Source organism: Lewinella sp. LCG006 (assembly GCF_040784935.1).
In the GTDB taxonomy this organism is placed as follows: Bacteria; Bacteroidota; Bacteroidia; order Chitinophagales; family Saprospiraceae; genus Lewinella.
In genome coordinates, this window is the sequence record NZ_CP160680.1 from 2624573 (window position 1) to 2647221 (window position 22649).

Below are 22649 nucleotides of genomic sequence, written 5' to 3' on the forward strand. Positions count from 1 at the left end.
TTTTAGGCCACCTCTTCCACTACTTCCGCAGCAGCAGCAGCTACTTCATCTCCTTCCGTTACGTCATCTTTTTCTACCCGCAGGTTGTCGATGATAAACTCTTGGCGCTGGGGGGTATTCTTGCCCATGTAGTAGGAAAGGACCTGTTCTAAATCGGTATTTTGATCAATGACCACGGGGTCCAGACGGATATTTTCGTTGATAAAGTCTTTAAATTCTCCTGGGGAGATCTCTCCTAGTCCCTTAAAGCGGGTGACTTCGGCTTTACCGCGTAGTTGCTCAATGGCATCTTGCTTTTCCTTTTCGCTGTAGCAGTAGAAGGTCTTTTGCTTATCACGTACGCGGAACAGAGGCGTATCCAGAATGTACAAGTGGCCCTGGTAGACCAGGTCGGGAAAAAACTGAAGGAAAAAGGTCAGTAACAACAGACGAATGTGCATGCCATCCACATCGGCATCAGTAGCGATCACTACGCGGTTGTAGCGCAGGTCATCCAGTCCGTCCTCAATGTTGAGCGCGTGTTGGAGGAGGTTGAATTCTTCGTTTTCGTAAACGACTTTTTTGGTGAGGTTGAAAGTATTCAATGGCTTACCACGCAAGCTGAAGACGGCTTGAGACTGTACATCCCTGGCCTTGGTGATGGAGCCACTGGCCGAGTCTCCCTCGGTAAGAAAGATCGTACTGGCTAAACGGAGCTCCTCAGGCGTTTTGCGGGTACCATCATTAAAGTGGATACGGCAATCCCGTAATTTTTTATTGTGCAGGTTGGCTTTTTTGGCGCGCGAGTTGGCCAGTTTTTTGATGCCCGCAATTTCTTCCCGCTCCCGCTTGGATTGAAGGATACGTTTTTCCAGTGCTTTCGCCGTTTCCGTATTTCGGTGAAGAAAGTTGTCCAGTTTTTCGTTGAGGAAATTCTTCAAGAACGTTCGTACCGTAGGACTGTCGGGGCCCATGTCGGTAGAACCCAATTTGGTCTTGGTTTGTGACTCAAAAATAGGGTCTTCTACCTTGATACTTACTGCGGCGGTGATTGAGCCCAAAATATCGCGCCGATCATAGCTTTTGTTGAAGTGCTTCTGAATAGTGTCTACCACTGCTTCTTTGAAAGCATTCAGGTGGGTACCTCCTTGTGTGGTGTGCTGCCCATTGACAAAGGAGTAATAGACTTCCCCGTACTGGCCACTGTGGCTGAGGGCTACTTCTACATCCTCTCCTTGCAGGTGAATGATGGGGTAGCGCAAGGTGTCTACATTGGTTTTGCGCTCCAGCAAATCCAAAAGACCATTTTTACTGACGAGTGTTTTACCGTTGAATAAAATTTTCAGCCCTGCATTCAGGTAAGCATAGTTCCATAGCTGGTTTTCCACGAAATCCATGCGAAACTTGTACTTCTTGAAGATCTCTTCATCGGGACGGAAGACGATGAGTGTACCATTTTCGTCGGTAGTTTTGGTGATTTTATGGTCCTTCGTGAGTACACCCTGATCAAACTCTGCCACCTTGGTCTTGCCGTCTCTGACAGCTTGCGCCAGGAAATGGCTGGAAAGCGCATTGACTGCTTTGGTACCTACCCCATTAAGCCCTACTGATTTTTTGAAGGCCTTAGAGTCGTATTTACCACCCGTGTTGATTTTCGAAACACAGTCGATCACCTTACCTAATGGGATGCCACGACCGTAATCCCGGATGCTTACCTGACCGTCTTCGATACCTACTTCAATAACCTTGCCGTGGCCCATGACGTATTCGTCGATACAGTTGTCAATCACCTCTTTGAGCAAGATGTAGATACCATCATCGGCAGAGGATCCATCACCAAGTTTACCGATATACATACCGGGGCGGAGGCGAATATGTTCTTTCCAGTCTAACGAACGAATATTATCTTCGGTATAGGATACTTCTTGTGCCATAGTGGGGATTGTCAGCAGCTTTTTGAGTCTGTTAAAAACAAAGTAGGTTTTCAAGGATTAATATGCCCATTGGGCAAACAAAAAAAGGCGTAGTTTATTAATATTAATAAACGAGATAGTACCTGATTTTTGGCTTGAAAGCCGTTTTATGAGAACTACAAATTTAACAAATTTGGCTTTATTATTGAAAACAATTTGTTAAAAAATATTCATTGATCTAATTTTTTGCGGTATGCGACACAAAAACCAATTGAATCATCCAGCGCTGCTTCCTCTTTGGAAGAGCTTGGAGCGCGATTGGTTTTTACAGCTTTGTGCCATATTGTTGCTGCTTTGTGTAGGGTTTGCGCTGGTGTTGTGGGGAATGCAGGCCTCTCCGTTGGTATTGTCGCTAGCCATTATGTTGGTCGTCGCAGGCGGATACCTGTGCTGGATGCATTTTCGGCAACCAACTGCCTTAGAACGACTACAGGATCGGCTTTACGATCAACCCGCTTCGGTCGTATGGGTTTATGGCATTGTTCAGCAGCACCATCCTTTCGGCTTACAGATCAACCAAAGAGGGATTCTCTACTTCAAGTTTTCAGACGGTGATGAGCAATCGGTCTATTTGCCTCCGGAAAAGATAAAATTGATCAGTAAAGTGCTTTCAAGAGCCTTGCCAAACACTGTTTTTGGGTATACCAAAGAAAGAGCCGCACAGTATGCCCAAAATCCCCGTTTTGTAGAGTAAGGGTGCTCATCCCGATGCTCGGGATTCGCAGTGGTGCTCGCTGCGCGAGCGGTGGTGTTCATCCCGATTTTCGGGATTTACGGGAGTACTCGCTGCGCTCGTGGTTCTTTGATCGTGTAAATAATCTGTCTCCACTTTCCGAAATCGGCATTACCGCGAGTCCCGACCCTCGGGACGAACACTCTCGCAAATCCCAGGTATTCGGGATGAGCACCAACACGAGTCCTAACCCTCGGGACGAGTACCTATCCCGGCCAAATCAACAATGGCACATGGGTGTATTCTGCCGTTTTTTTACTCTGACTGCGGTGAAAGAGTTCCTGGAAAAAATTTCTACGTGGGCGAACGAGCACTTGCAAATCAATGTGGTACATCAGGTTGAAAGCTTCCAGTGCTTCCGTAGTATCTTCTTCTTCAGACTGGTGGAAGGTAATGTTGATCCCCTTGAGCTGGTTTTTGAAGACGTCCATCAGTTCGTCCAAATCCATTTCGGTGCGTTCGTTATCGTCAGTGACAATGTGGAGGCAGCGAAGATCTGGTTGCTGAGGTTTAAGAAAATCGACCAGTTTAAGGAGGTGTACTACATCCGCTCGATAGAGGTCGGTCGCAAAACTGATTCTTTCCAAAGGTTGATAGCTCGCCGCTGCGGGAACAACCAGTACGGGTACGGTAGGGTGGTCAATGATATCTTTTGATACACTGCTCATCCACCAGGGTTTTCCTGCTGCTCCTCGGGTGCCCACTACGATCAAATCAGCTTCCTCTTCGGCCAGTTCGTTGATGGTAATTCCGACAGGCCCAATTTCCACATCAGTAGTGATGGTCACCTGGTTTTTCAATTGGTCACTTATCTTGGTGAGGGTATCTTCTGCCATCTTCTGAAGGTTGGCACGTGCTTCGTCCAATAGCTTACGATTGATGGTAGGTACCGTTTGAGGAATCTCCAGCATCGCGTCAGAAACGGGTTCTAAAACGTGGAGCAGTTTTACCTCGGCCTGGTACACATCAGCTAATTGCAGCGCATAAATCAGCGCATTCTCAGCGGAGGGTGAAAAATCGAGGGAACAGATTATTTTTTTGATGGCAGTCATTGCTTTGCGTCTTAGTAATTTGATCTTTACAGGAGCAAATTAATAGGGAAACAAGACTTTTAGTGACCAGGTTCGTCAGTGAGGGAGGATGATTTTTGTCACTCGCTACGCCGGAGCAATTGCAGCAAGTATTCACCGTAGCCACTTTTGAGGTATTTCTGCCCTAGTCTCTCCAATTGTTCTTGATCAATAAAGCCCTGGCGGAAGGCGACCTCTTCAATACAACCAATTTTCAAGCCCTGACGATCTTCAATTACTTCAATAAATTGTCCGGCCTGGATCAGTGATTTGTGGGTGCCGGTATCGAGCCAGGCGACTCCCCGGCCCAGAACGTTGACCTGTAGGTTTCCTCGTTCAAGGTAGTATTTGTTGACATCGGTGATCTCGTATTCTCCCCGTGAGCTGGGCTTAAGGTTTTTGGCGATATCTACCACCTGGTTGTCGTAGAAGTAGAGCCCTGGTACCGCATAATTGCTCTTCGGCTTGCTGGGTTTTTCTTCAATGGAAATGGCCTTGAATTCATCGTCGAAAGAAACAACGCCATAGCGTTCGGGGTCAGCTACCCAGTAGGCGAAGACAATGCCGCCATCGGGTTGAGCACAGTTTTTCAACTGTTCGTCTAAGCCTACACCGTAGAAGATATTGTCGCCCAGTACCAGTGCTGCGGCATCGCCATCAATAAAGTCTTCTCCCAGGACAAAAGCCTGAGCGAGTCCGTTGGGTTCATGTTGGGCGACATAACTGAAATTACAGCCAATGGCCGACCCATCTCCCAGTAATTTTTCGAAATTGGGTAAATCTTCCGGGGTGGAGATGATCAAAATATCCTTGATGCCCGCCGACATGAGCGTCGAAAGAGGGTAATAGATCATCGGTTTGTCGTATACCGGCATCAATTGCTTACTCACGGCAAGCGTTAGTGGATAAAGACGAGTACCTAAGCCTCCGGCTAAAATGATTCCTTTCATGGGGTGGTTATAAGTTTTTAAGAATACGACTGACTTCCAGTGCTACTTTTTGGCTGTTGCGTTCCAACAGCATTAGTTGTTCTTGAATACCTTTTGGGTCGCGGCCTTCCTCTAGTGCTATTTCCCAAAGTTTGAGGTTGGCATTGATCAGTGCTTTGTCACCAGAAAAACTGAGCGTAGACTTGTAATGATGGCAGAATCTTTCAAGACCTACCCAATCTTTTTGTTCACACAGCTTTCTGGCGGTACGTTGGTTGGTTTTGAGTTCCTGTAACAAGGCCTCCAGTAAGGTTTTCATGGTATTGGCATCTCCTGTCGACATGGTTTCGAGGTAGGAAAGGTCCAATTTGCTTTTAATCGTCATTGTGTTTTATTTTACGTATTGGGCTATTTTTTCAAAAAGTTCCTCTGGGTTAAAAGGCTTTAATATGTAATCGTTCATGCCTGCTTCCAGGTAGCGTTCGTCTTCGGCAATTTGGGTTTGGGCGGTCATTGCAAGCACTGGCGTGGTGGCGTGGCGGTGGCTTAAAACGGTTCGTAGGTAGCGGGTGATGCTGAAGCCATCTTCGTCAGGTAGCTGGACGTCCATCAAGATAAGGTCAAACAACGAATTTTCAAGTACTTGTCGAGCTTGTGTACCACTGTTGGCGATGACAATATCTATTTCTGACCATTCTTTTTCCAGGGTTTTACGTAAGACAATCTGGTTCATTGGATGGTCTTCCACGATAAGTATCCTGCGGGGGGGAGTAGTGTTTTTTAGGCTGGGTGTAGTAGGTGAGGGTGTTGTTTTTGTTTGTTCCGTTTCTAGCTTGAGTGGTAAATGAATCGTGAATTTTGCACCTTTACCTACTTCGGAGGTCAGGTGGATATGGCCATTCATCCGTTCCGCGAGTTGTTTGGCGATACTCAGCCCAAGGCCTGTTCCTTCCTGTTGTTTGCCCGGCGTGTGGATACGGTTGAAGGCTTGGAAAATGCTGTCTTGCTGGTCTTTGGGAATACCTGGCCCCGTATCCTGGATTTCAAATTGGACCTGAATGAGGTCTGAACTTTGCTCCTTCCAATTGACCTGGAGAACAACCTGACCTTGCTCTGTGAATTTTACGGCGTTGCCGAGGATATTATAAAGTACCTGGCTAATGCGTTGTTTGTCACCTCTGACCCGCTGGGGTAAGGGAGGAGATAATGCGTACGTTAGCAACAGCCCTTTGGCCAGCGCTTTAGGTTTGAGGACATCAATGATTCGACGTACCGTTAGGGGCAGGTCAAAAGCACTTTCTTCGATATTGAGCGCATCGTTTTGTAAGCTGGAGGTAAGCAAGATATCATTGATGATCCCCAGCAACAGGTGGGAAGCTTCTTGTACGGAATAAACGTACTCTTCTTGTTCCTTATTCAGCGGTGTTTGCGTGAGGAGGTTGCTCATGCCGACGATGGCATTCATTGGGGTACGCAGCTCATGGCTCACCGTGGCGATCACCTGTTCCCGGACTCTGGCCGTTTCTTCTGATAATTGCTGCGCTCGTTGGAGCTCTTCGGTTCTTTTTTGTAAAGTAATATCCTGAAGCGTACCTACGAAATAGCTTTCTTGATTTATTCGCTCTACCCGCCTGCTGTTGAGAAGAACGTGTACAGCCTGGTTATTTTGCCTTTGTATTTTTAGGTCCTGCTGAAAGGCTCGCTGCTCGGGAGGACAATCTTCCTGTGCTCGTAATAAATAGAAAGGAGACTCGGCTTGCTGGATATCCTGGTAGGTAAAAAATTGTTCACCGTGAGGCACTCCCAGTATTCGGTAGACTTCCTTGCTGGCAAAGAAAAAGTTTTCGGAAGGTCGAAATTCCCAGTTACCAATGCGAGCAATTTGCTGGGCTTCTTCGAGTCGCATCAAAATCTGCTTCCGTTCCATAGAGAAACGTAAGACACGGTAGAGCTGATTGGGCTCAAATTCGCCTTTCACGAGATAGTCCTGTGCGCCAGCCCCTACGGCTCTTACGCCCTGGTCGCGGTCACTGGTTCCCGTAAGGACAATAACGTTGGTATTGGGAAAGGCGTCAATGAGCCTTAAGAGGGTATCGATGCCCTTGCTGTCGGGAAGGCTGAGATCCAATAAAACGGCATCAAAGTCCTTTTCACTACCCAGCTGCTCCAGGCCACTGGCGAGCATGTCGGCAATCGTAATTTCGTATTCTTGCTCGGGATTGTTTTTAAGCAACAGGCTGACCAAGCCCGCATAGCTGGCTTCATCTTCGATCAGTAACACTTGTACCACTGCGCGTTTGTCGAGCAATGGCTGCCGGAGAGGGCGTTGTGTCAACTTTCGGTTCATAATGCTTAATCTTCTGCGACTTCAGCAGGCCCTGCATCAGTAGCTGGGATAAATACGAATTGGGCGTTGCCTTCGTGTAGCACCAGGCAACAAATAGTCCCTTCGTTGGTCTTGTATACGGAAGTAAAGCGGTCAACGTTCTCCATCGCGACCACTTTTTTTGCAGCTAATTCTTCCAAGGTGGAAGCATTGATCGACCACTTGTCGGGCGTAGCTTCCGCAGCAACCACGGGCAAACCCAAACCCGCAGCTTCTTCTTCCTGATAAACAACAAAAACGGGATAATTGGAAATATCCTGATCCTTGACCGCATTGGCAGCCTTTACTAGCAGTAGCAAAAAGGGTTGCAACTGCTTTTCCAACCCGTGTAAACCTTTTTCACTCAACATAAGCGGTGTCTCTGGATTTGATGCCCTAGTGGTCTGTCAAACTTAAACTTTCCGGTTGCCCGATGCGTCTTTCGGCACTGCTCTTCGTTGGAGAACCCCTTGCGTAGCGCTGCTATGCAAGGGAACCTCCGCCTCGATCAGCACCAAAATCCGCGTTCGCTCAACCGGAACTTTAAATGCTGACAGACCACTAGCCGCAAGATACAGACTATTTCCCTTTCTAACGCTTTACCAACAAGGCTACATTCTCCACGTGTGAGGTATGAGGGAACATATCCACAGGCCGCATTTTCTCCACGCGGTACATCTCGTCTAGCAATTGCAAATCGCGTGCTTGGGTGGCTGGGTTGCAGCTCACATATACCAAGCGGGGAGCTGCCAGTTGTAGGAGCATCTGAACGACTTTGGGGTGCATGCCGGCCCGTGGGGGGTCGGTAATGAGCACATCCGGTGCGCCGTGTTCTTTGGCAAACTCGTCGGTGAGAATGTCTTTCACATCACCGGCGTAAAAACGGGCATTTTCAATACCATTAAGTTCAGCATTGATTTTTGCATCATCAATCGCTGCCGCAATTTCTTCGATGCCTACTACTTGTCGGCATTTGTCGGCGAGGTAAAGTGCAATGCTACCAATACCTGTATAGAGGTCATAAACATTCTCCTCGCCGGTAAGCCCCGCAAATTCAGCAGCGATATCGTACAGGCGAATGGCTTGATTGGTGTTGGTTTGAAAAAAAGATTTCGCGCCAATCCGGTATCGGATATGCCCCAGTGCTTCCTCGATATAAGGCGTGCCATGGAAAAGGTGCATATCGAGATCCATGAGGTACTCGTTGACCTTGGGGTTGATGCAGTAAAAGAGGCTGGTGATTTCCGGGAATTTTGCCTGCACCGCAGCGAGGAAAGGCTGGATTTTCTTCTGATCGTTGGCGAAAAAAGCGATCAGCACCATGGTTTGGCCCAGGCTGCTGGTTCTGATCATCAATTGGCGCAAAGAGCCAGTGCGTTCCCGCATGTCAAAAAACGGGAAGCTCATCTCTATCGCCAGTTCCCGAATGCCATTGCGGATAGCGTTGGAGGGCTCATCTTGTAGGTAGCAGTGGTCAATCTGGATAAGCTTATCGTAAGCCCCGGGGCGGTGGAAACCCACAACTTCCGACATCTGAGAGATGCTTTCATCCTTGACTTCCTCGTCGGTGAGCCAGCGTCGGTTGGCACAGCCAAATTCCAGCTTATTGCGATAGTAGGTCGTTTTTTCCCCTCCCAGAATTGGCTGCTTTTCAACGACGTCTACTTTACCAATTCGCTGGATGGTGTTGTAAACGCCTTCTTCTTTGTTGCGCAGCTGGGCGGCGTAATCTACGTGCTGCCATTTGCAACCACCACAGACCCCAAAGTGGGCACAGAAGGGTTCAACCCGCGCTTCCGATTTTTTATGAAAATGACTGGGCTTACCCCATAGAACACCTTTGCGTTTTTTGAAAATCTGCACATCGGCTACATCACCAGGAGCGGCATCTTCAGCAAATACTACCTTGCCTTCAGGGTCGCGGCCAACACAGCGGCCTTTATCGGCCATGCTGGTGAAGGTTACGTTGTACAATATTTCTGGATATCTTTTCTTGCGGCGTGCCATAGTCATCTTGAATTAAGCGGCAAAGCTAAGCATAATGTAGGAGAGAACGCATATCTGAGGCTTATTCGAGCGTTGGTCGGATCAAAAGCGTCTATCAAGTATTACAGGATGTAAACGACTCTTTTATGCTTTCTTTTGGGAAGCAATCACTGGACGATCCAAAATCTAGCGTAGCCGCTCCAACTGCGTGTGCAGCCGCTGCACCAGCAATTGTGTAATTCTTCGATTAACTTCGGCCTCGTTCTCCAGATAAAAGCCAAGTTCTTCTTCCGTAAATTGCCCCACCACAAGGCCAAAGAGCAGCCCCCTAAGGCGATTGTCTTTGCCGATGCTGTGTTGCACTTGCTGCTTTTGCTGGGCAAGGTTCATGTTGGCAAAGCGAACTTTGCGCTTGACAAAGAAATGGCGGGTAATGGCCAGAAACAGCTCGTTCTGTAGTTTTAAAACAGGGCGCAGTGTCTGGTGCAAAAAGTCTTCCACGGGATTGTTGGCGGGTAAGCTCTCAATCTGTGGTCGTATGGCTAAGCGGGGATCTGAGGACATGGCGTGTATTTTATTTCGGGGTATTCGCGGTAATTGAATGAGGGCAGAGAAATGTAATGACGCTAATAGAAACAAGCTTGAAATTCACCAATAACGACTTTTTGCCGAAGTTGGAATTAATTCCTAATCGTTCACTTATCCCTCTACCCTTTACCTTAAGGGCACGAAGTAGGCCGCATCCTTATACGGCTTAGGTAAGAGATGCGCGTGTTTACAAACTCACATCCACCTCTTCGCTTTCCAGTGCGAGGATAGAAAACACACATTGGTGTACATTGTTCAGTGCCTGGCGAGCGACGAAGCGTTCCAGTGCTTCCATCCCCAGTGCAAATTCTCGTTCGGCCAAACTTCTCTTTTTCTTGAGGTGCCGTTGGCGCAGACGTTCGCTATTGTGGGGCAGGGTGTAATCTGGTCCATAAATGATCCGTAAGTACTCGCGGCCTCGAACTTTAAGCGCGGGTTGTATCAGGGTGTTGTCCTGTTTTGCTACAAAAGAGGCAGGCTTGACTACCATCCCTTCGCCGCCCTTGCTAGTGAGATCCAGCCACCATTCGGTAGCCGTCTCGACCTCTTTTTCATTGCTAAGGTCTACCCAGCGGCGATTCGTAGCTACCAGGCAAGGCTCCTCCTGGTTGCAGAAGCGATCCAACTCCTTCAGGTGCCAGGCATGGTCTTTATCCGTGTGTACACTACCTTCGGTGGCCAGCAAGTGAAAAGGCGCGATGCGCAAACCCTCTGGCCCTACGGCATCCCAGCAGTATTGGCGATAAGCGTGACGAAATTTTTGGATGTTCTCCTGGCGTTGCGCAATCCGTTCTTGTAATGGCCCCAATGCTGGTAATCTCTGCAAGGCATCGTTTACTGTGACTTGGGCCAAAGCCAAGGCAATATCTCCGGCGGTGGCGGTGGCGGCGTACTGGGTTTTGAGCAGTTGGCTGGCTTTGGCAGACCAGGGCATTAGCTCGGCATCCAGCAAGACCCAATCGGTTTGGTGGCGTTCCCAAAAACCACTGCGCGTAAGCTGCGCTGAGATACGTGCCAACAAGGCCTGTTCGGTCGCAGTGTCGTTAAAGAATTTTCTGCCTGTACGGGTGATGATCCAGCCCAGGCCTTTCTCTACACCAAACCGCTCAGTAAGTGCGGTGGCTGTTTTCCCAACCGTGATGACCGCCCTGGAGCCCATGTGTTTTTCCTGGCAAACGACGCGTTCTATGCCTTGTTCGCGGTAGTAATCAAAGGCTTCTTTGGGGTGCTCCAAAAAGTCAGGTAGCTTACTGGTCTTTACGGGCGACATGGTCGGTGGCAGGTAGATCAATTGGCGAGGGTCAACAGCGAAGCGACTCATCGTCTCCAATGCCTGAAGGGCTTGCCTTTCCGGGATCAGTATCTTAGGACACAAACGTGTTTCAACGGTTTTTCTACCCAGTATATCGGCGGCCTTTAGTGTCGTGCTGCTGGAGGCAGGGGGCGACTGGAAAGGCCGACTGCTAATGGCGTAAGTTTGCAAGGCCGCAACCTCTACCATCTCGTTTTCCGGATAACGCAACGCACTGAGTGTACCACCAAATACACAGCCCGTATCCAGGCAAAGGGTTTGGTTGAACCACTGTGGCTGACTCACCGGCGTATGCCCGTAAACGATTTTTGCCCTTCCCTGGTAGTCTTGTGCCCAGGGGTAGCGTTCCGGTAGGCCGTGTTCGTCGGTTTTGCCAGTGGTTTTGCCGTAAAGGCAGAAAGAACGTACCTCACTCCCCACTCTTCCGTGCATCGACTCCTCTAAGCCTGCGTGAGCCACCAAGAGTTTACCGCCATCTAGCTCCAGGTGCAAGGGGAGTTGTTGCAAAAAATGGAGTACTTCCTGTTGGAAAGCTGGCCCAGTAGAAGATAGCTGTTCAATGGTCATTTCCAAACCATGGGCTACTTTCACTTGGCGGCCTTCGAGATATCTCCTCAGTTTGTCATCATGGTTACCTGCTACGCAAAATGCTTGTTCTTGCGCGACCATTTGCATGGCTAATTTTAGCACTTTGTGGCTTGCCGGTCCACGGTCTACCAGGTCTCCTACAAAGATGATTTTTCTGCCTGGAGGCGTACTTATGTCGAACACGCCAGTGGTTGTTTCCTGAATCTGATAACCAAGTTTGTTTAATAAACCAAGCAGTTCCTCGAAACAACCATGCACGTCGCCGATAATATCAAATGGGCCTGTGCAATTTGTATAATCGCTGGGCATTGGCCGATAAGTGATATTTGCCTCTGCATCATTCTTGAGTACCCAGTGCTGGCGAAAGCCTTCTCTGCGCAATTGCCGGATGGCTTGCTGAGCTCGGCGGTGCTGGTGGACAATTACCCGATCAGGTAATTGCCGGTCTGGGCGTTGTTGATTGCGGGTTTTAAGGATTTTTAAATCAGGTTGCAGAACAATGGCGTAGCTGTGCAGGTGGTATTCATGAGCTATTTGTACCAGTGCCTTTCTGCTTTCAGCATCAAGGTTGGTAGCATCTACGATGGTAAACAAGCCCCTTTCCAGCCGTTTACGAACAATCAGAAATAAGACGGCAAAAGTTGCTTCATTGGCGTCCAACACGTCTTCGTGGTTGGCCACCATTGTGCGGCATTGGTCAGAAGAAAGGACTGCTGCTGGCAGGAAGTGGGTTTTGGCAAAAGTGGATTTTCCGGCAGAGCTGGCACCAATTAACAGCGCGAGGCACTTTTGAGGGAATTGGATGTTGATAGGAGTATTCATTGTTGAAAAATAAAGCTAATTGATAAAATGAAATCGTTTACTAAACTGCTAGCCGTGAAAAAACGGCCATTTGGGAGGGTGCTCCATGTACAGGGTGTTCTTCGCCCAGGTTGTGAAATTCGAAGTGATAGCCATACTGTTGAGCTGTTTGCTCCGCCCAATTGCAAAAGGTTTTTCGGTCCCATTCAAAACGGTGGTCGGCATGCCGGAAAGCTCCAGCGGGGAGGTTTGGAAAAAGGGCGTTGTACTCAACGTTTGGCGTTGTCACGATGACGAGCCCAGGCTGGGCTGCACCAAATACTACCTCTTCCAAGGCGGGAAGTCGCTCCGGTTCCAGGTGTTCTATGACCTCCACCAATAAGGCGGCGTCATAATCTTTAAAACGGTCGTCTTCGTACGTAAGGGCTGCCTGAATAAGTTCTGTTCGGGGATCAGGGGTTTGTTTTTGACGGTGATCCAGGTGCAAACGTCGGGCGGCTACCTGCAAAGCTTCTGCCGCAACATCGGCACCCGTCAAGCGGGTAAACGAATCCTCTTGTTGAAGCCTTTGGAGCAACTTGCCGGAGCTGCACCCCAGGTCAAGTATTGTTTTTGCTCTTTTTTCCAAAAGTATTTCCGTGACGCGCTCGTGGCGTACCTGGTGCAAGGTCAGTGGCTCTTCTTCTTCGGCGTTTGTAGCTGCTTTCTCCATTTCTTCTGATGGTGCTTGCAGTGCTTTTTGGGCAGCTTTCAGGTAGCTGCTTTTGTAGCCGAAATACCGCCGGGTAATCAAACTGCTTTCAGGGTGGCTATCTAGCCAGTCACTCGCTTTGCTCAGCAACTTGCTAAGCTCGTCTTCTTTGAAATAGTAATGCTTTTGGTTGTCAAGCACAGGAAGCAGAATATAAAGGTGTTGTAGGACCTGCTGGACGGTTTTTTGTGTACGCAGACGTAGATGGTAATAAGGGCTCGTGCCCCAGTCAGGAAAATTTTCGTCCAGGAGTACTTGTTCGTAATCACACGCGTAACCCAGCGGGGCAAACAAGCGGTGAAGCAAGGCAGCATCTCCTCTTACACAGACGGCAGCAAGCTCTACCTCAATATCCCAAGGCTGTTCAATCAGTTGAGGCGCAAATTTGCAGGTTCCATTGAGGGCACTGGAATAGACTTTAGAAATGGCAGTGGTAAAAAGCGAAGAGGTAACGTAGCCACGATCGTTGACGTACTGGTCCAGACCAGCTTTGGTATTGGCATTGCGGCCGAAATGATCACGACGACTGTGGCGCATTTCCTGCGTGGTGTCGATGTCTAGTAGCAGGGTAGCGGTGCAGCTTGTGGTTTTTGCCTCAGGGAAGAAGACGTGGGCCAGGCCAAAGCTGAGTTCCTTGGTTTGGTATTTGTCAGGGTGTTTTCCCAGGAGGTAGCCTAGTCGAGTAGCTTCAGGTCCTTTAACGGTAAGGTTGAGTAACATTTTTTGACTTTATCTTTTGTTCTGAGGCAAAATTGCAAGCCTACTACGCAGAGGTCTTGCGTAGTAAAAAGTTTTTTGCGATTTTTAAGAAAAAAAATGGCGCTCAACCGATTAGCCCTTATTCGTTATCGTACGATTGACAAATGCTTGCGGAACCGATCACGGCGTTGGACCTTGGATGATTTAGTGGAGGCGTGTTCGGAGATGCTCTACGAGTACGAAGGCACTGATCGGCCCGTGAGTCGCCGTACTATTCAGTACGATTTGCAGATGATGCGCTCGGATAAGCTCGGCTACGAAGCCCCCATTGTGGTAGAGCAGCGCAAGTATTATACGTACGCTGATCCAGATTATGGCATCCTACAAGGGCCTTTAAGTACCGCAGATTTAGAACAACTAGGGGAAGCCGTGGCGGTGCTCAAGCAATTCCAAGGGTTTGGGCACTTGCAAGAGTTGGGAGGACTGGTACAAAAGCTGGAGGACAAGGTCAGTGCCGCTGATTCACAACAGCCTATTGGTATCATGTTGGAAAGCAATGAAGGTCTGCGTGGATTGGAATACCTGGAAGAGCTATATCGCGCCGTTCGACAACAACGGGTAGTACGCCTAACCTACCAGTCCTTCAAGGCCAAGCAACCAAGTCTGGTAGTTGTTAACCCCTTGCTCTTACGGGAATTCAATAATCGTTGGTTTCTGTTGGCTACCAAAGAGCGGGAAACGCGGATTCTCAGCTTTGCGCTTGATCGTATTCAGGGGGTCACTTTTCCGGATTTGCCATTTTATCCCTTGCCTAATTTTGATCCGGAAGCCTATTACAAAAACGTAGTAGGTGTAACCGTAAACGCCCACCGGATCACTAAAATTCGCCTTTCGCTCGACGCGAAAAATGCACCCTATGTCCTCACCAAACCCTTGCATCCTTCACAAGAAATAGAAGAAGAACATGAAAACGGTAGTGTCGTCGTCAGTATTCGGGTGATCCCCAATTTTGAACTGGAACGCCTACTGCTTGGTTTCGGCCCTGGCCTGTGTGTACTCTCCCCCAAAAGGATACAGGATAGGATGAAGCTGCTCCTCAAGGCTGCCCTGGCCAGGTATGATAAGATGACGGATGCTGCGTCAAGGTTGGAATAGTTTAAAGGTTGGAAAAGTGTAAGGGTTTAGGTGACTAACCATTAGCCTCCCGACGATTTATAAAGTCGGAAAGCGGAAGTATTTGAGGCTTTAACTTTTACACCCTTACACTTTTAAACCCATCCAACCATCCCCCATCACCCCATTTTATCAATTTGCTCCAATAACCATGGTCTTTCGGTAAGGGGGCTAGCTCCTTCGATTTCCTGGCGTAGGGCTACTCTTTTGTCTTTGTCAAAAGGGTTGATTCGTACCAGCTTTTGGGTGTATTTGAGCATGTTTTGAAAAACATCTTTGTGGTAGCCAATAACTTTCTTACGTTTTAAATAAGTTTTCATGCTTTCTAATAATGATTCCAGCGCATCGTACTCGTCTTCTTCGTAATAGATTTTCAAAAGCATGGTTTTACCCATTAAGCTGATGAGAATGTCGTTGGAGTCGAAATAGATGAGGAGCTTACGAGCTTGTGAATAGTTTTGGCGCTCAAAGGCGAGGCGAGCCTCACAGTAATCGCGAAAGGACGCTTGATAATCGGTTTCTACATAGTGGGTGTATTCTTCGATCGCTTTTTCTACCCAATCGTATTCCTTGAGGCGAATAGCAATCAAAATGGCATTGAGGTAGGTGCGTCGGGAGAGCACACCGTTTTCTAATAGGATAGCTTGTTGAAAGGTATCTTGATAGATTTCAAATGCTTCGCGCACAAAAGGAGCCGCACCTTTGTTCATCCGCTGAATACAATAATTGAGAGACATGAGGTAGATGTCGCGTAATTCTGATTCTGAAAACACCTCCGCGTGTTGCTGTAAAGTTGTTTTGAGAGAGAAATAATGTTCATCGCTGTCTTGATCCTTGCGCTGAATCAGGTAACCATAATAGTAGACGGCAATAGCAGGATAGGTTTGCAACTGGGGATCGGCTTCAACCGTAGTGATGACTTCTTCGAGAAACTTGCTCTCGTATTCGGTCTTAAAAACCTGCTGGTGCGAGAGTGCCAGACAAGCATGTTTAAGTTTTTCCGCAATAAAGAGCGTATCGAAGGCGCTAATACTTTCTTGAAGATGGATATCCTTGGTGCGATCAATCTCAACGAGTAGGGAGGAATATTCATCGTAAAGGGCAAAAGAATGTTTGAGGCCAGTGCTGTCTAAAGATTTACTGCCGAGCCCTTGTCGTTTCATCGCGTTGTATTTATTGAGGAAAACCCGCGGCACCTTGCGTTTTCGGAGGGCTTTTAGATAGGCAACAGGATAGGCATATTCATCGCTTTCAATCTCTTTGTATGCAATAAACTGTTCCAGCTGCTTATAAAGGAAGTGTACGGTTTGTCGGAACTTAGCATCATCATAGCTTTCCTTTGGGAAGAGTTTTCGGTAAATTCGTTCTTTGAGCAAGAACTTTTCTTCATCAAGATGCTGGCCTGAGGTCAGATATTGGAACAAATCTATGACATCCTGACGTTGATTAAAGAAGGGAGACGCCAGCCATTTAGTGAATTCTCGGCATTCTTTTTTGTCGAGGGTTTTTAAAACCGGAATAATTGTAGAATTTTTCATAAAAAAATGGCTAAAAATAGTCAACAATTAAATTTATAGTAAATGACTGTTTATCAGGTTATTATTTCATTTTATGAACTGTAAAAATAAGTTTTTTTTCAACAAAACAGCTTTTTTGTCCTTGTTTTCGTTTAGTCAATGGGGCACTTTTGTAATGTCAACAGAAGCAAACGACCTAATTCAAGCGCTAATGAAACGAGCAAAGGCTCATCGACTACTTAACATAGTGCAAAGCTTCACCATAGCTTTGGTACTTGTTTTATGCGGTCAGTCGGCTTTAGCGCAAGGATGGGAAGCAACGTTTGGAGGTGATAACGAAGACTACGGTACCGCTATTCTCCAAACGATCGACGAAGGCTATGTTGCAGTTGGCTATAGTGAGTCGTTTGGCAGCGACAATGATTTTGACATTTATTTAGTTCGCACCGATGTAGATGGTACCCCACTGTGGGAAAGAATCTACGACGAAGGTTACATCGAGCATGCTTACGATATTATTTTACTGGATGACGGAGACTTACTGATCCTAGGTGATATCAACGAAGCAGATGGTAATTTGTCAGGAACACCCAGCGAAGTGTATCTGTTGCGGGTTGATCCTTTAGGCAATGTAATATCATCTTCTCGTTTCGAGAATGACGGTTTCTTTCAAAGTGGCCGGGAAATCATTCGCACCAGTGATGGTGGTTATGCGATCATCGGAGTAAGTGCAAACCCAGCCATTGATCAGTCAGATATTTTGGTCATCAAGCTGGATGCCAATGCCGAGGAAGAGTGGCGCCGTATCTACGGTACACCCTATCCTGATGCTGGTCAAGGCATCGTGGAAATTGCTGGTGGTTATGCTTTTGCAGCGAACGTAAAGAATGGCGGAAATTTTCCGGACAATGATGTTGCCATCTATCGCATAGATGCTGCGGGTAATCAAATCGCCGCACGTTTTTACGGAGATGGACAGGAAAATAATGAAGATGTTAATGATTTAATCAAGACCCAAGATGGTAACCTTTTACTGGTTGGTTCTTCGAATAACTTCAACAACACTTATATTATAAAGAGTGATCTCAACGGAGATACACTTTGGACACGTGAACTTGAGGTTAGCCTCTTCGGAGAGGAATTGTACGGTGTAACAGAGTTGGAAGATGGTAGCATTGTTGCTACTGGTTATTCTGAACTCAACGAAAGTACACCAGAGATTTTGTTGCTAAAAATGTCTCCAACCGGAGATTTAATCTGGCAACGTAATCTGAGCGAAGAATTTTCCGATTGGCGCTTTGGTGTAGATGTAGTAGAGACTATTGATCATGGCTTTATCATTGCCGGTTATAACAGTCTCAGCCAAGGTTTCATCAATGACCTGAGCATTATCAGGGTGGATGGCGAAGGCAACTACTTTACCAACTTGCTACAAGGCAAAGTATTCTGGTCGCAGGATGGTTGTAATCCTTTTGAGGATGGTGACATTCCGCTAAAGGATTGGCTGGTAGCAGTGGAGGGAGACAATGGTCGTTTCATCGGAACCACTGATGAAGATGGACATTACAGTATCCCGGTAGACATCGGCAACTACACAGTAAGCCTGTTGCTTAAGAACGACGCCTGGAATATCTGCTCACCAGCAAGTTTTCCAGTCAATTTCACGGCCACTTATGACTCTTTGGTTTACAATTTTCCGGTACGGAGCATTCCGGAAGCTTGTCCTGTTCTCAGTGTTGAAACAGGAGTTGGGCCCTTGCGAGCTTGTACCCAGGTAGATTACCTGGTAGAATATTGCAACGATGGTTCAGCGACAGCTACCGATGCTTACGTAGAAATCTTTCTGGACGACGAACTCACTTACGTGACGGCCAGTGTAGATACTTCCCTGGAAACAAGCAACTCCATCATTGTACGCTTGGGCGATCTCGCTCCGCTTACTTGTGGAAGCTTTACCATCACGGTAGATGTTGCTTGCGGAGATGTTCAAGACTTACAATCAGTGATCGTAAGTACCAACATCTACCCCAACGGATACTGCGGCCCGATTGATCCCAACTGGGATATGTCGAGCATCCAGGTGACCGGGCGCTGTGAGGATAACAATATCATCTTCACCGCAAAGAATGTAGGAACAGCTCCTACCAGTGAAAGACTTGGCTTCGTCATTGTTGAAGATCAAGTACTCTTTCTGGAAGGCCAGGATGATACCGGGGTTGATATTTTGAACCCGGGAGAAGAAATGGAAGTTCCAATAGGTGGTATACAGCCTAATCCAATAGGTTCTACTTACCGCTTCATTGTACAGCAAGTTCAAGGCCACCCAGGCAACAATTATCCCACAGTAGTGGTCGAAGGTTGTACCCAGGAAGGCCAAGAAGAATACACAACGGGTCAGGTGACCCAGTTTCCTGAAAACGATCAGGATCCTTATGTTGACATAAATGTGCAAGAAATTTTAAGCACGCTCGGTACGGCGAACGTTTTAATAGGCCATCCCAAAGGCTACCAAGATTCGATCATTACGACGAACACCGATATTGAATACACCGTTTTATTCGCCAATACCGAAAGTGATACTTTAAATCGCCTGGTGATTCGGGATACACTTCCCGAGGAATTGGATTTAGCCACTTTGGCTGTAGGACCCGCAAGTCATCCCTATACTTTTGAAATTTACAACAGCGGCGTTCTTAAGATCACCTTCAACGATTTAAACTTGATTCCCGCAGATAGCAGCGGATCGGAGACTGATTCCAGGGGTTACGTAAAGTTTACTTTATCCCAAAAACCAAATTTACCCATTGGAACGGTTATTGAAAATCGTGCTGCTGTCTACTTTGATTACGTTGCTCCGGATATTACCAACAGCATCCGTTATTCATTGGCTTGCGAAGACTTCCTCGTTGAAGGATGTTTAGCAGTCGAACTGACGGAACCGCCGGTAAGAGAAGGACTCAACATACGGGTTCAACCGAACCCCTTCCATTCATCAGCCATCATCACTATCGATGACTGTGAATGCAACCAGCTGGAGATGGTTATTCGTGATGCCGCCGGGCGCCAACTACGCCGGGAGAAATTCAGCGGAACCAGCTTCACTTTACAAAGGAACAATTTGCCAGCCGGCCTGTATTTCATAGAAATATATACCGATAAGCAGATTCTTCAGACAGGTAAGTTACTAGTCCAGTAGCGGTCTAGTAGGCATAATCCCAAAAGTTTTTGAAACGGTTCCCCGCTAAGGCGGGGAACCAACCCAACGAGAAGGTAATTATTTAAATATAAACACCCTGTGTGACAAAGCTTTAAAGAGTACGTCTAACAGGTGTGACCAAAGATTTTTAGGTCGTCTTTTTTTCATGAGATTATGATTTGTTGTAGGAGCCGCCCCATTCGGGCGGCTCACTTTGTTTATGGAGGACCCTTCTGTGGGCAAGGCGCAAGAATACTCCTCGTCGAAACTTCAGGCTTGCCGGAGTTTGAGCGTACCCGCTCGTTTTATCACCAGGTCGGCTATACAGAAGAAGCTCGAATTCGGGATTTCTATAAGGCTGGGGAAGATGGGGTGGTGTTTTGGAAGAAACTTAGGTAGTAGGAGACTAGTTGCTTCGTAAAGTTTCACTTGGTAGCTACCTGCCGGATATGCTGGTACCACAGGTGGGCTTTATGGAAGTCTTGACGTTTTCCACTACCGTGTACTTTTTTCCAAATTCTCCGCTACCCGAAATGCGACGATCCGCTTGATTAAGGCATAGGGAATAGCTTGGTCAAGGGGAAACTGTACAGAGCCTTTGCCTTGCTTGTAAGCCGATAAATCTTCGGCGAAAGCTTCGTGCCCCGTAGGCGTAGCATAAAAGCCAAGGTGGTTTTTGTAGCCGGCAAAGTACACCAAGGGCTTACCGTGGGTTTTGTAGGCAGGCATCCCATACGCAATGCTTTCGACGGCATCAGGTGCAGTAGTTTTGATGAGCTGCCGGACTTGCTGTAGAATTTCTTGTGTTTCCGCTGGGAATTTTAAAATGTACTGATCTACTTTGTTGGTCATGGTGGCGTATTTTTTAGGTGAACACTACTTTTATGCGAAAGGTAAATCCAATTATGGTAAAAATTCAAATTCGTGGATGGCATCAAGGTTCAAGACGGTCTTTCCCGAGCGAGGGTAGTACATGGGCAGATAGCGGGCATTCCAGCGAATTTCGCGACAAGTATAGGAACTACTGACGTGGATGCGTTGTCCGAACGATTCGTCGAAACCTTCGATGAAAATGATCACCTCGGCTTGTTGGCGAGTAAAATCCTGGGGTTCCCAATTCAAAATGGGACTTTTTTTGTCGATCACATGAACGATTGTCCAATTCAAAGGGAGGAGGCTTACCTGATCTCGTTCGAGAGGTAGCGTGAAAAATCGCCGCGTAGCGTTGCCCATCTCGTCGTCTTCCACCCAGGAAAGAATGACGCTGGCGCGCAAATTGATAATCCGGCTATTGCGTAAGTTGGCAATTCTGAACTGAAAACTCAGGTGTTCACTGTCGCGGTAGGGGGAGATCAGCGCGTCCTTACTAAAAATCAACTGTGACTGTGCTTTGGAGAAACGGGCAAAGAAAAGCCCGGTAGCGAGTGCAGTAGAGATGAGCCCCACCAAAGCATCGGCTGATGCTAGTAAATTGGCGGCGATTCCCTGAGGGTTGACGGCCCCGTAGCCTACCGTCGTAAACGTTTGCACACTAAAAAAGAAAGCCTCGGCGAGGTCATCCACCCAGTGGTTGGCGATGACGCCGGATAATTTTTCTACACCAATCAGCACAAACCCAATGCCAAACAAAAAATTTACCGCAAGGTAATAAAGGACAACATAGAGGAAAAAGTGTGACCAGCTCATCTCTATCAAACTCTGGTAAGCCGTCCAGACCTGCTGCCCCTCGCGGATGATATTGTAAGAACCATCTTTATTAATCAACCGATCGGCAGAATGCGTAATCTGGGTGCCAAAGCCAGGATCCTGAAGCTCAGGACCTCCCTTGGAGCCGGATTTGCGGTTGAACCCTGGAATGTTCATGATGGTTGAGGTAAATTTAGTAATTTTAGACTCCTTTACAGACGACAAGGTATTTGCCGGAGATGAAACTATCTTCCTTTCTTATCGTAATCTAATTTAACATACAATCTGCATAACTAGTTGTTTTGTACTAGTTTGCCAATATCGTAAAATCGTCTGTCAATGAGAGCTGCAATCGTTCTTATTTATTTATTATTCTTACTATCGAATGGTCTTTTGTCGGCACAAACGACGGAAACTTTGCCACAAGCATCTCCTGCTGAAAAATTTTCGCTGGTAGCTTTTGGTACCGGTCAAACGACGGGCCACATTGCTACACTGACCGTTAAAAACAACACCGCCAACGAAGTGACGGTGAGGGAGCAGTCCTTTTTGCTTCCTGCCCTGCAAACGTACCAAAGCTACGTTGGGCGTATTCCCGCAGGTATTCGTATCGAGGCCGGAGCATCCGTAGAGATCGCGATTACGGGTTTTTGTATTGATGTACACCGTCCGCCTGTTCCTTTAGGGCGCGCCTTGCTGCCCGTGAAGGAATGGTTGCCCGTTGTGAATGGTAAGACAATTCCAGAAGAGACGACGGCCATCTTACCCGGCACAGTTCTCCCCGCATTTAATGCTGCCTATATAGGTTTTTTGAAGAATTTGCCTGGCTTCAATGCGCAGCAGCCCGACAGGAAAGCAAGCCTCCAGATCACCTATCCGGGTACTACAACACCTATCGGTGGCACGGTAGATAAATCTGTAGATATGGCAAGAATTGCCCCGATGTTGGTAGCGATGGTGGAACGTATTGAGGCGGCCACGCCTGCTATTCAGGAAAGCTATCCAACCCCTTTTCAGGGAGATGCATTGAAAGAACGGGAAGCCATCATTCAGCAGAGCGTGTGGATTTTTATGGCCCACTTAACCGGTTCTGCTTATACACGGGATGACTTCGAGGCCAAGGTACTGCAGGAATACCAGGAGCGCACGGGCACTTTGGCCAGTAGTTTGCCGCCAGCGCAGCAAGCTAAATTCACAACCGGGATGGATAATTTCTGGGCCGCATTCTTAGCTACAGGTGCTGCTGCCCAGGTATGGAAATAAGCAATTTCTAAGAACGGTTTTCCTTTTTTTCTTTGATACG

General features: G+C 47.5%; 17 protein-coding genes and 1 pseudogene. 5 read left to right on the forward strand and 13 right to left on the reverse strand.

Translation table 11 applies throughout. The annotated features are described in order from the left end of the window. Positions 1-2: 2 nt before the first annotated feature. Entirely contained in the window at positions 3-1913 is a 1911-nt protein-coding gene (locus tag AB0L18_RS09265) for a DNA topoisomerase IV subunit B (protein ID WP_367392305.1), read from the reverse strand. 232 nt (positions 1914-2145) lie between these two features. Here AB0L18_RS09265 and AB0L18_RS09270 point away from each other — a divergent pair, with 232 nt between their 5' ends. Further along, positions 2146-2646 carry a hypothetical protein gene (locus AB0L18_RS09270; RefSeq protein ID WP_367392306.1) on the forward strand — a complete coding sequence of 167 codons (501 nt, stop codon included), beginning with the start codon at positions 2146-2148 and terminating at the stop codon, positions 2644-2646. A 245-nt stretch (positions 2647-2891) separates the two neighbouring features. Here AB0L18_RS09270 and AB0L18_RS09275 read toward each other — a convergent pair whose 3' ends face one another. From AB0L18_RS09275 to AB0L18_RS09315, 9 genes are all read right to left on the reverse strand, one after another. Continuing rightward, positions 2892-3737 carry a universal stress protein gene (locus AB0L18_RS09275; RefSeq protein WP_367392307.1) on the reverse strand — a complete coding sequence of 282 codons (846 nt, stop codon included), beginning with the start codon at positions 3735-3737 and terminating at the stop codon, positions 2892-2894. A gap of 98 nt (positions 3738-3835) precedes the next feature. Beyond that, positions 3836-4705 carry a glucose-1-phosphate thymidylyltransferase RfbA gene (rfbA, locus tag AB0L18_RS09280; protein WP_367392308.1) on the reverse strand — a complete coding sequence of 290 codons (870 nt, stop codon included), beginning with the start codon at positions 4703-4705 and terminating at the stop codon, positions 3836-3838. A 7-nt stretch (positions 4706-4712) separates the two neighbouring features. Continuing rightward, the gene (locus AB0L18_RS09285; RefSeq protein WP_367392309.1) at positions 4713-5069 is read right to left on the reverse strand and encodes a hypothetical protein; all 357 of its coding nucleotides are present in this window, start codon (positions 5067-5069) and stop codon (positions 4713-4715) included. A 6-nt stretch (positions 5070-5075) separates the two neighbouring features. Further along, positions 5076-7031 (reverse strand): response regulator, encoded by a 1956-nt coding sequence (locus tag AB0L18_RS09290; protein ID WP_367392310.1) that lies wholly within the window; start codon positions 7029-7031, stop codon positions 5076-5078. 5 nt (positions 7032-7036) lie between these two features. After that, positions 7037-7420 (reverse strand): hypothetical protein, encoded by a 384-nt coding sequence (locus AB0L18_RS09295; protein ID WP_367392311.1) that lies wholly within the window; start codon positions 7418-7420, stop codon positions 7037-7039. Positions 7421-7640: 220 nt separating this feature from the next. Beyond that, the gene (gene rlmD / locus AB0L18_RS09300) at positions 7641-9056 is read right to left on the reverse strand and encodes a 23S rRNA (uracil(1939)-C(5))-methyltransferase RlmD (protein WP_367392312.1); all 1416 of its coding nucleotides are present in this window, start codon (positions 9054-9056) and stop codon (positions 7641-7643) included. A 165-nt stretch (positions 9057-9221) separates the two neighbouring features. Beyond that, positions 9222-9599 (reverse strand): hypothetical protein, encoded by a 378-nt coding sequence (locus tag AB0L18_RS09305; protein WP_367392313.1) that lies wholly within the window; start codon positions 9597-9599, stop codon positions 9222-9224. Between the two features lie 211 nt (positions 9600-9810). After that, positions 9811-12345, reverse strand: coding sequence for a polynucleotide kinase-phosphatase (locus tag AB0L18_RS09310; protein WP_367392314.1), 2535 nt, complete (start codon positions 12343-12345; stop codon positions 9811-9813). A gap of 40 nt (positions 12346-12385) precedes the next feature. Further along, positions 12386-13795 (reverse strand): 3' terminal RNA ribose 2'-O-methyltransferase Hen1, encoded by a 1410-nt coding sequence (locus AB0L18_RS09315; RefSeq protein WP_367392315.1) that lies wholly within the window; start codon positions 13793-13795, stop codon positions 12386-12388. Positions 13796-13891: 96 nt separating this feature from the next. On the opposite strand from AB0L18_RS09315, the gene AB0L18_RS09320 reads away from it, so the two are divergent. Then, entirely contained in the window at positions 13892-14929 is a 1038-nt protein-coding gene (locus tag AB0L18_RS09320) for a helix-turn-helix transcriptional regulator (RefSeq protein ID WP_367392316.1), read from the forward strand. A 137-nt stretch (positions 14930-15066) separates the two neighbouring features. Here the strand turns inward: AB0L18_RS09320 and AB0L18_RS09325 are convergent, their stop codons facing one another. After that, complete coding sequence (locus tag AB0L18_RS09325) at positions 15067-16485, reverse strand: hypothetical protein (protein ID WP_367392317.1); 1419 nt, start codon at positions 16483-16485, stop codon at positions 15067-15069. 190 nt (positions 16486-16675) lie between these two features. On the opposite strand from AB0L18_RS09325, the gene AB0L18_RS09330 reads away from it, so the two are divergent. Both AB0L18_RS09330 and AB0L18_RS09335 read left to right on the forward strand, forming a co-directional pair. Next, entirely contained in the window at positions 16676-19660 is a 2985-nt protein-coding gene (locus AB0L18_RS09330) for a T9SS type A sorting domain-containing protein (protein WP_367392318.1), read from the forward strand. A 240-nt stretch (positions 19661-19900) separates the two neighbouring features. Beyond that, positions 19901-20059: pseudogene (locus AB0L18_RS09335) on the forward strand (GNAT family N-acetyltransferase); the annotation flags it as partial. A gap of 96 nt (positions 20060-20155) precedes the next feature. Here the strand turns inward: AB0L18_RS09335 and AB0L18_RS09340 are convergent. Continuing rightward, positions 20156-20512, reverse strand: a complete 357-nt coding sequence (locus AB0L18_RS09340) for an iron chaperone (RefSeq protein WP_367392319.1) — start codon at positions 20510-20512, stop codon at positions 20156-20158. Between the two features lie 51 nt (positions 20513-20563). Further along, complete coding sequence (locus AB0L18_RS09345; RefSeq protein ID WP_367392320.1) at positions 20564-21523, reverse strand: ion channel; 960 nt, start codon at positions 21521-21523, stop codon at positions 20564-20566. 162 nt (positions 21524-21685) lie between these two features. Here AB0L18_RS09345 and AB0L18_RS09350 point away from each other — a divergent pair, with 162 nt between their 5' ends. Further along, the gene (locus AB0L18_RS09350; RefSeq protein WP_367392321.1) at positions 21686-22609 is read left to right on the forward strand and encodes a hypothetical protein; all 924 of its coding nucleotides are present in this window, start codon (positions 21686-21688) and stop codon (positions 22607-22609) included. Positions 22610-22649: the final 40 nt, after the last annotated feature.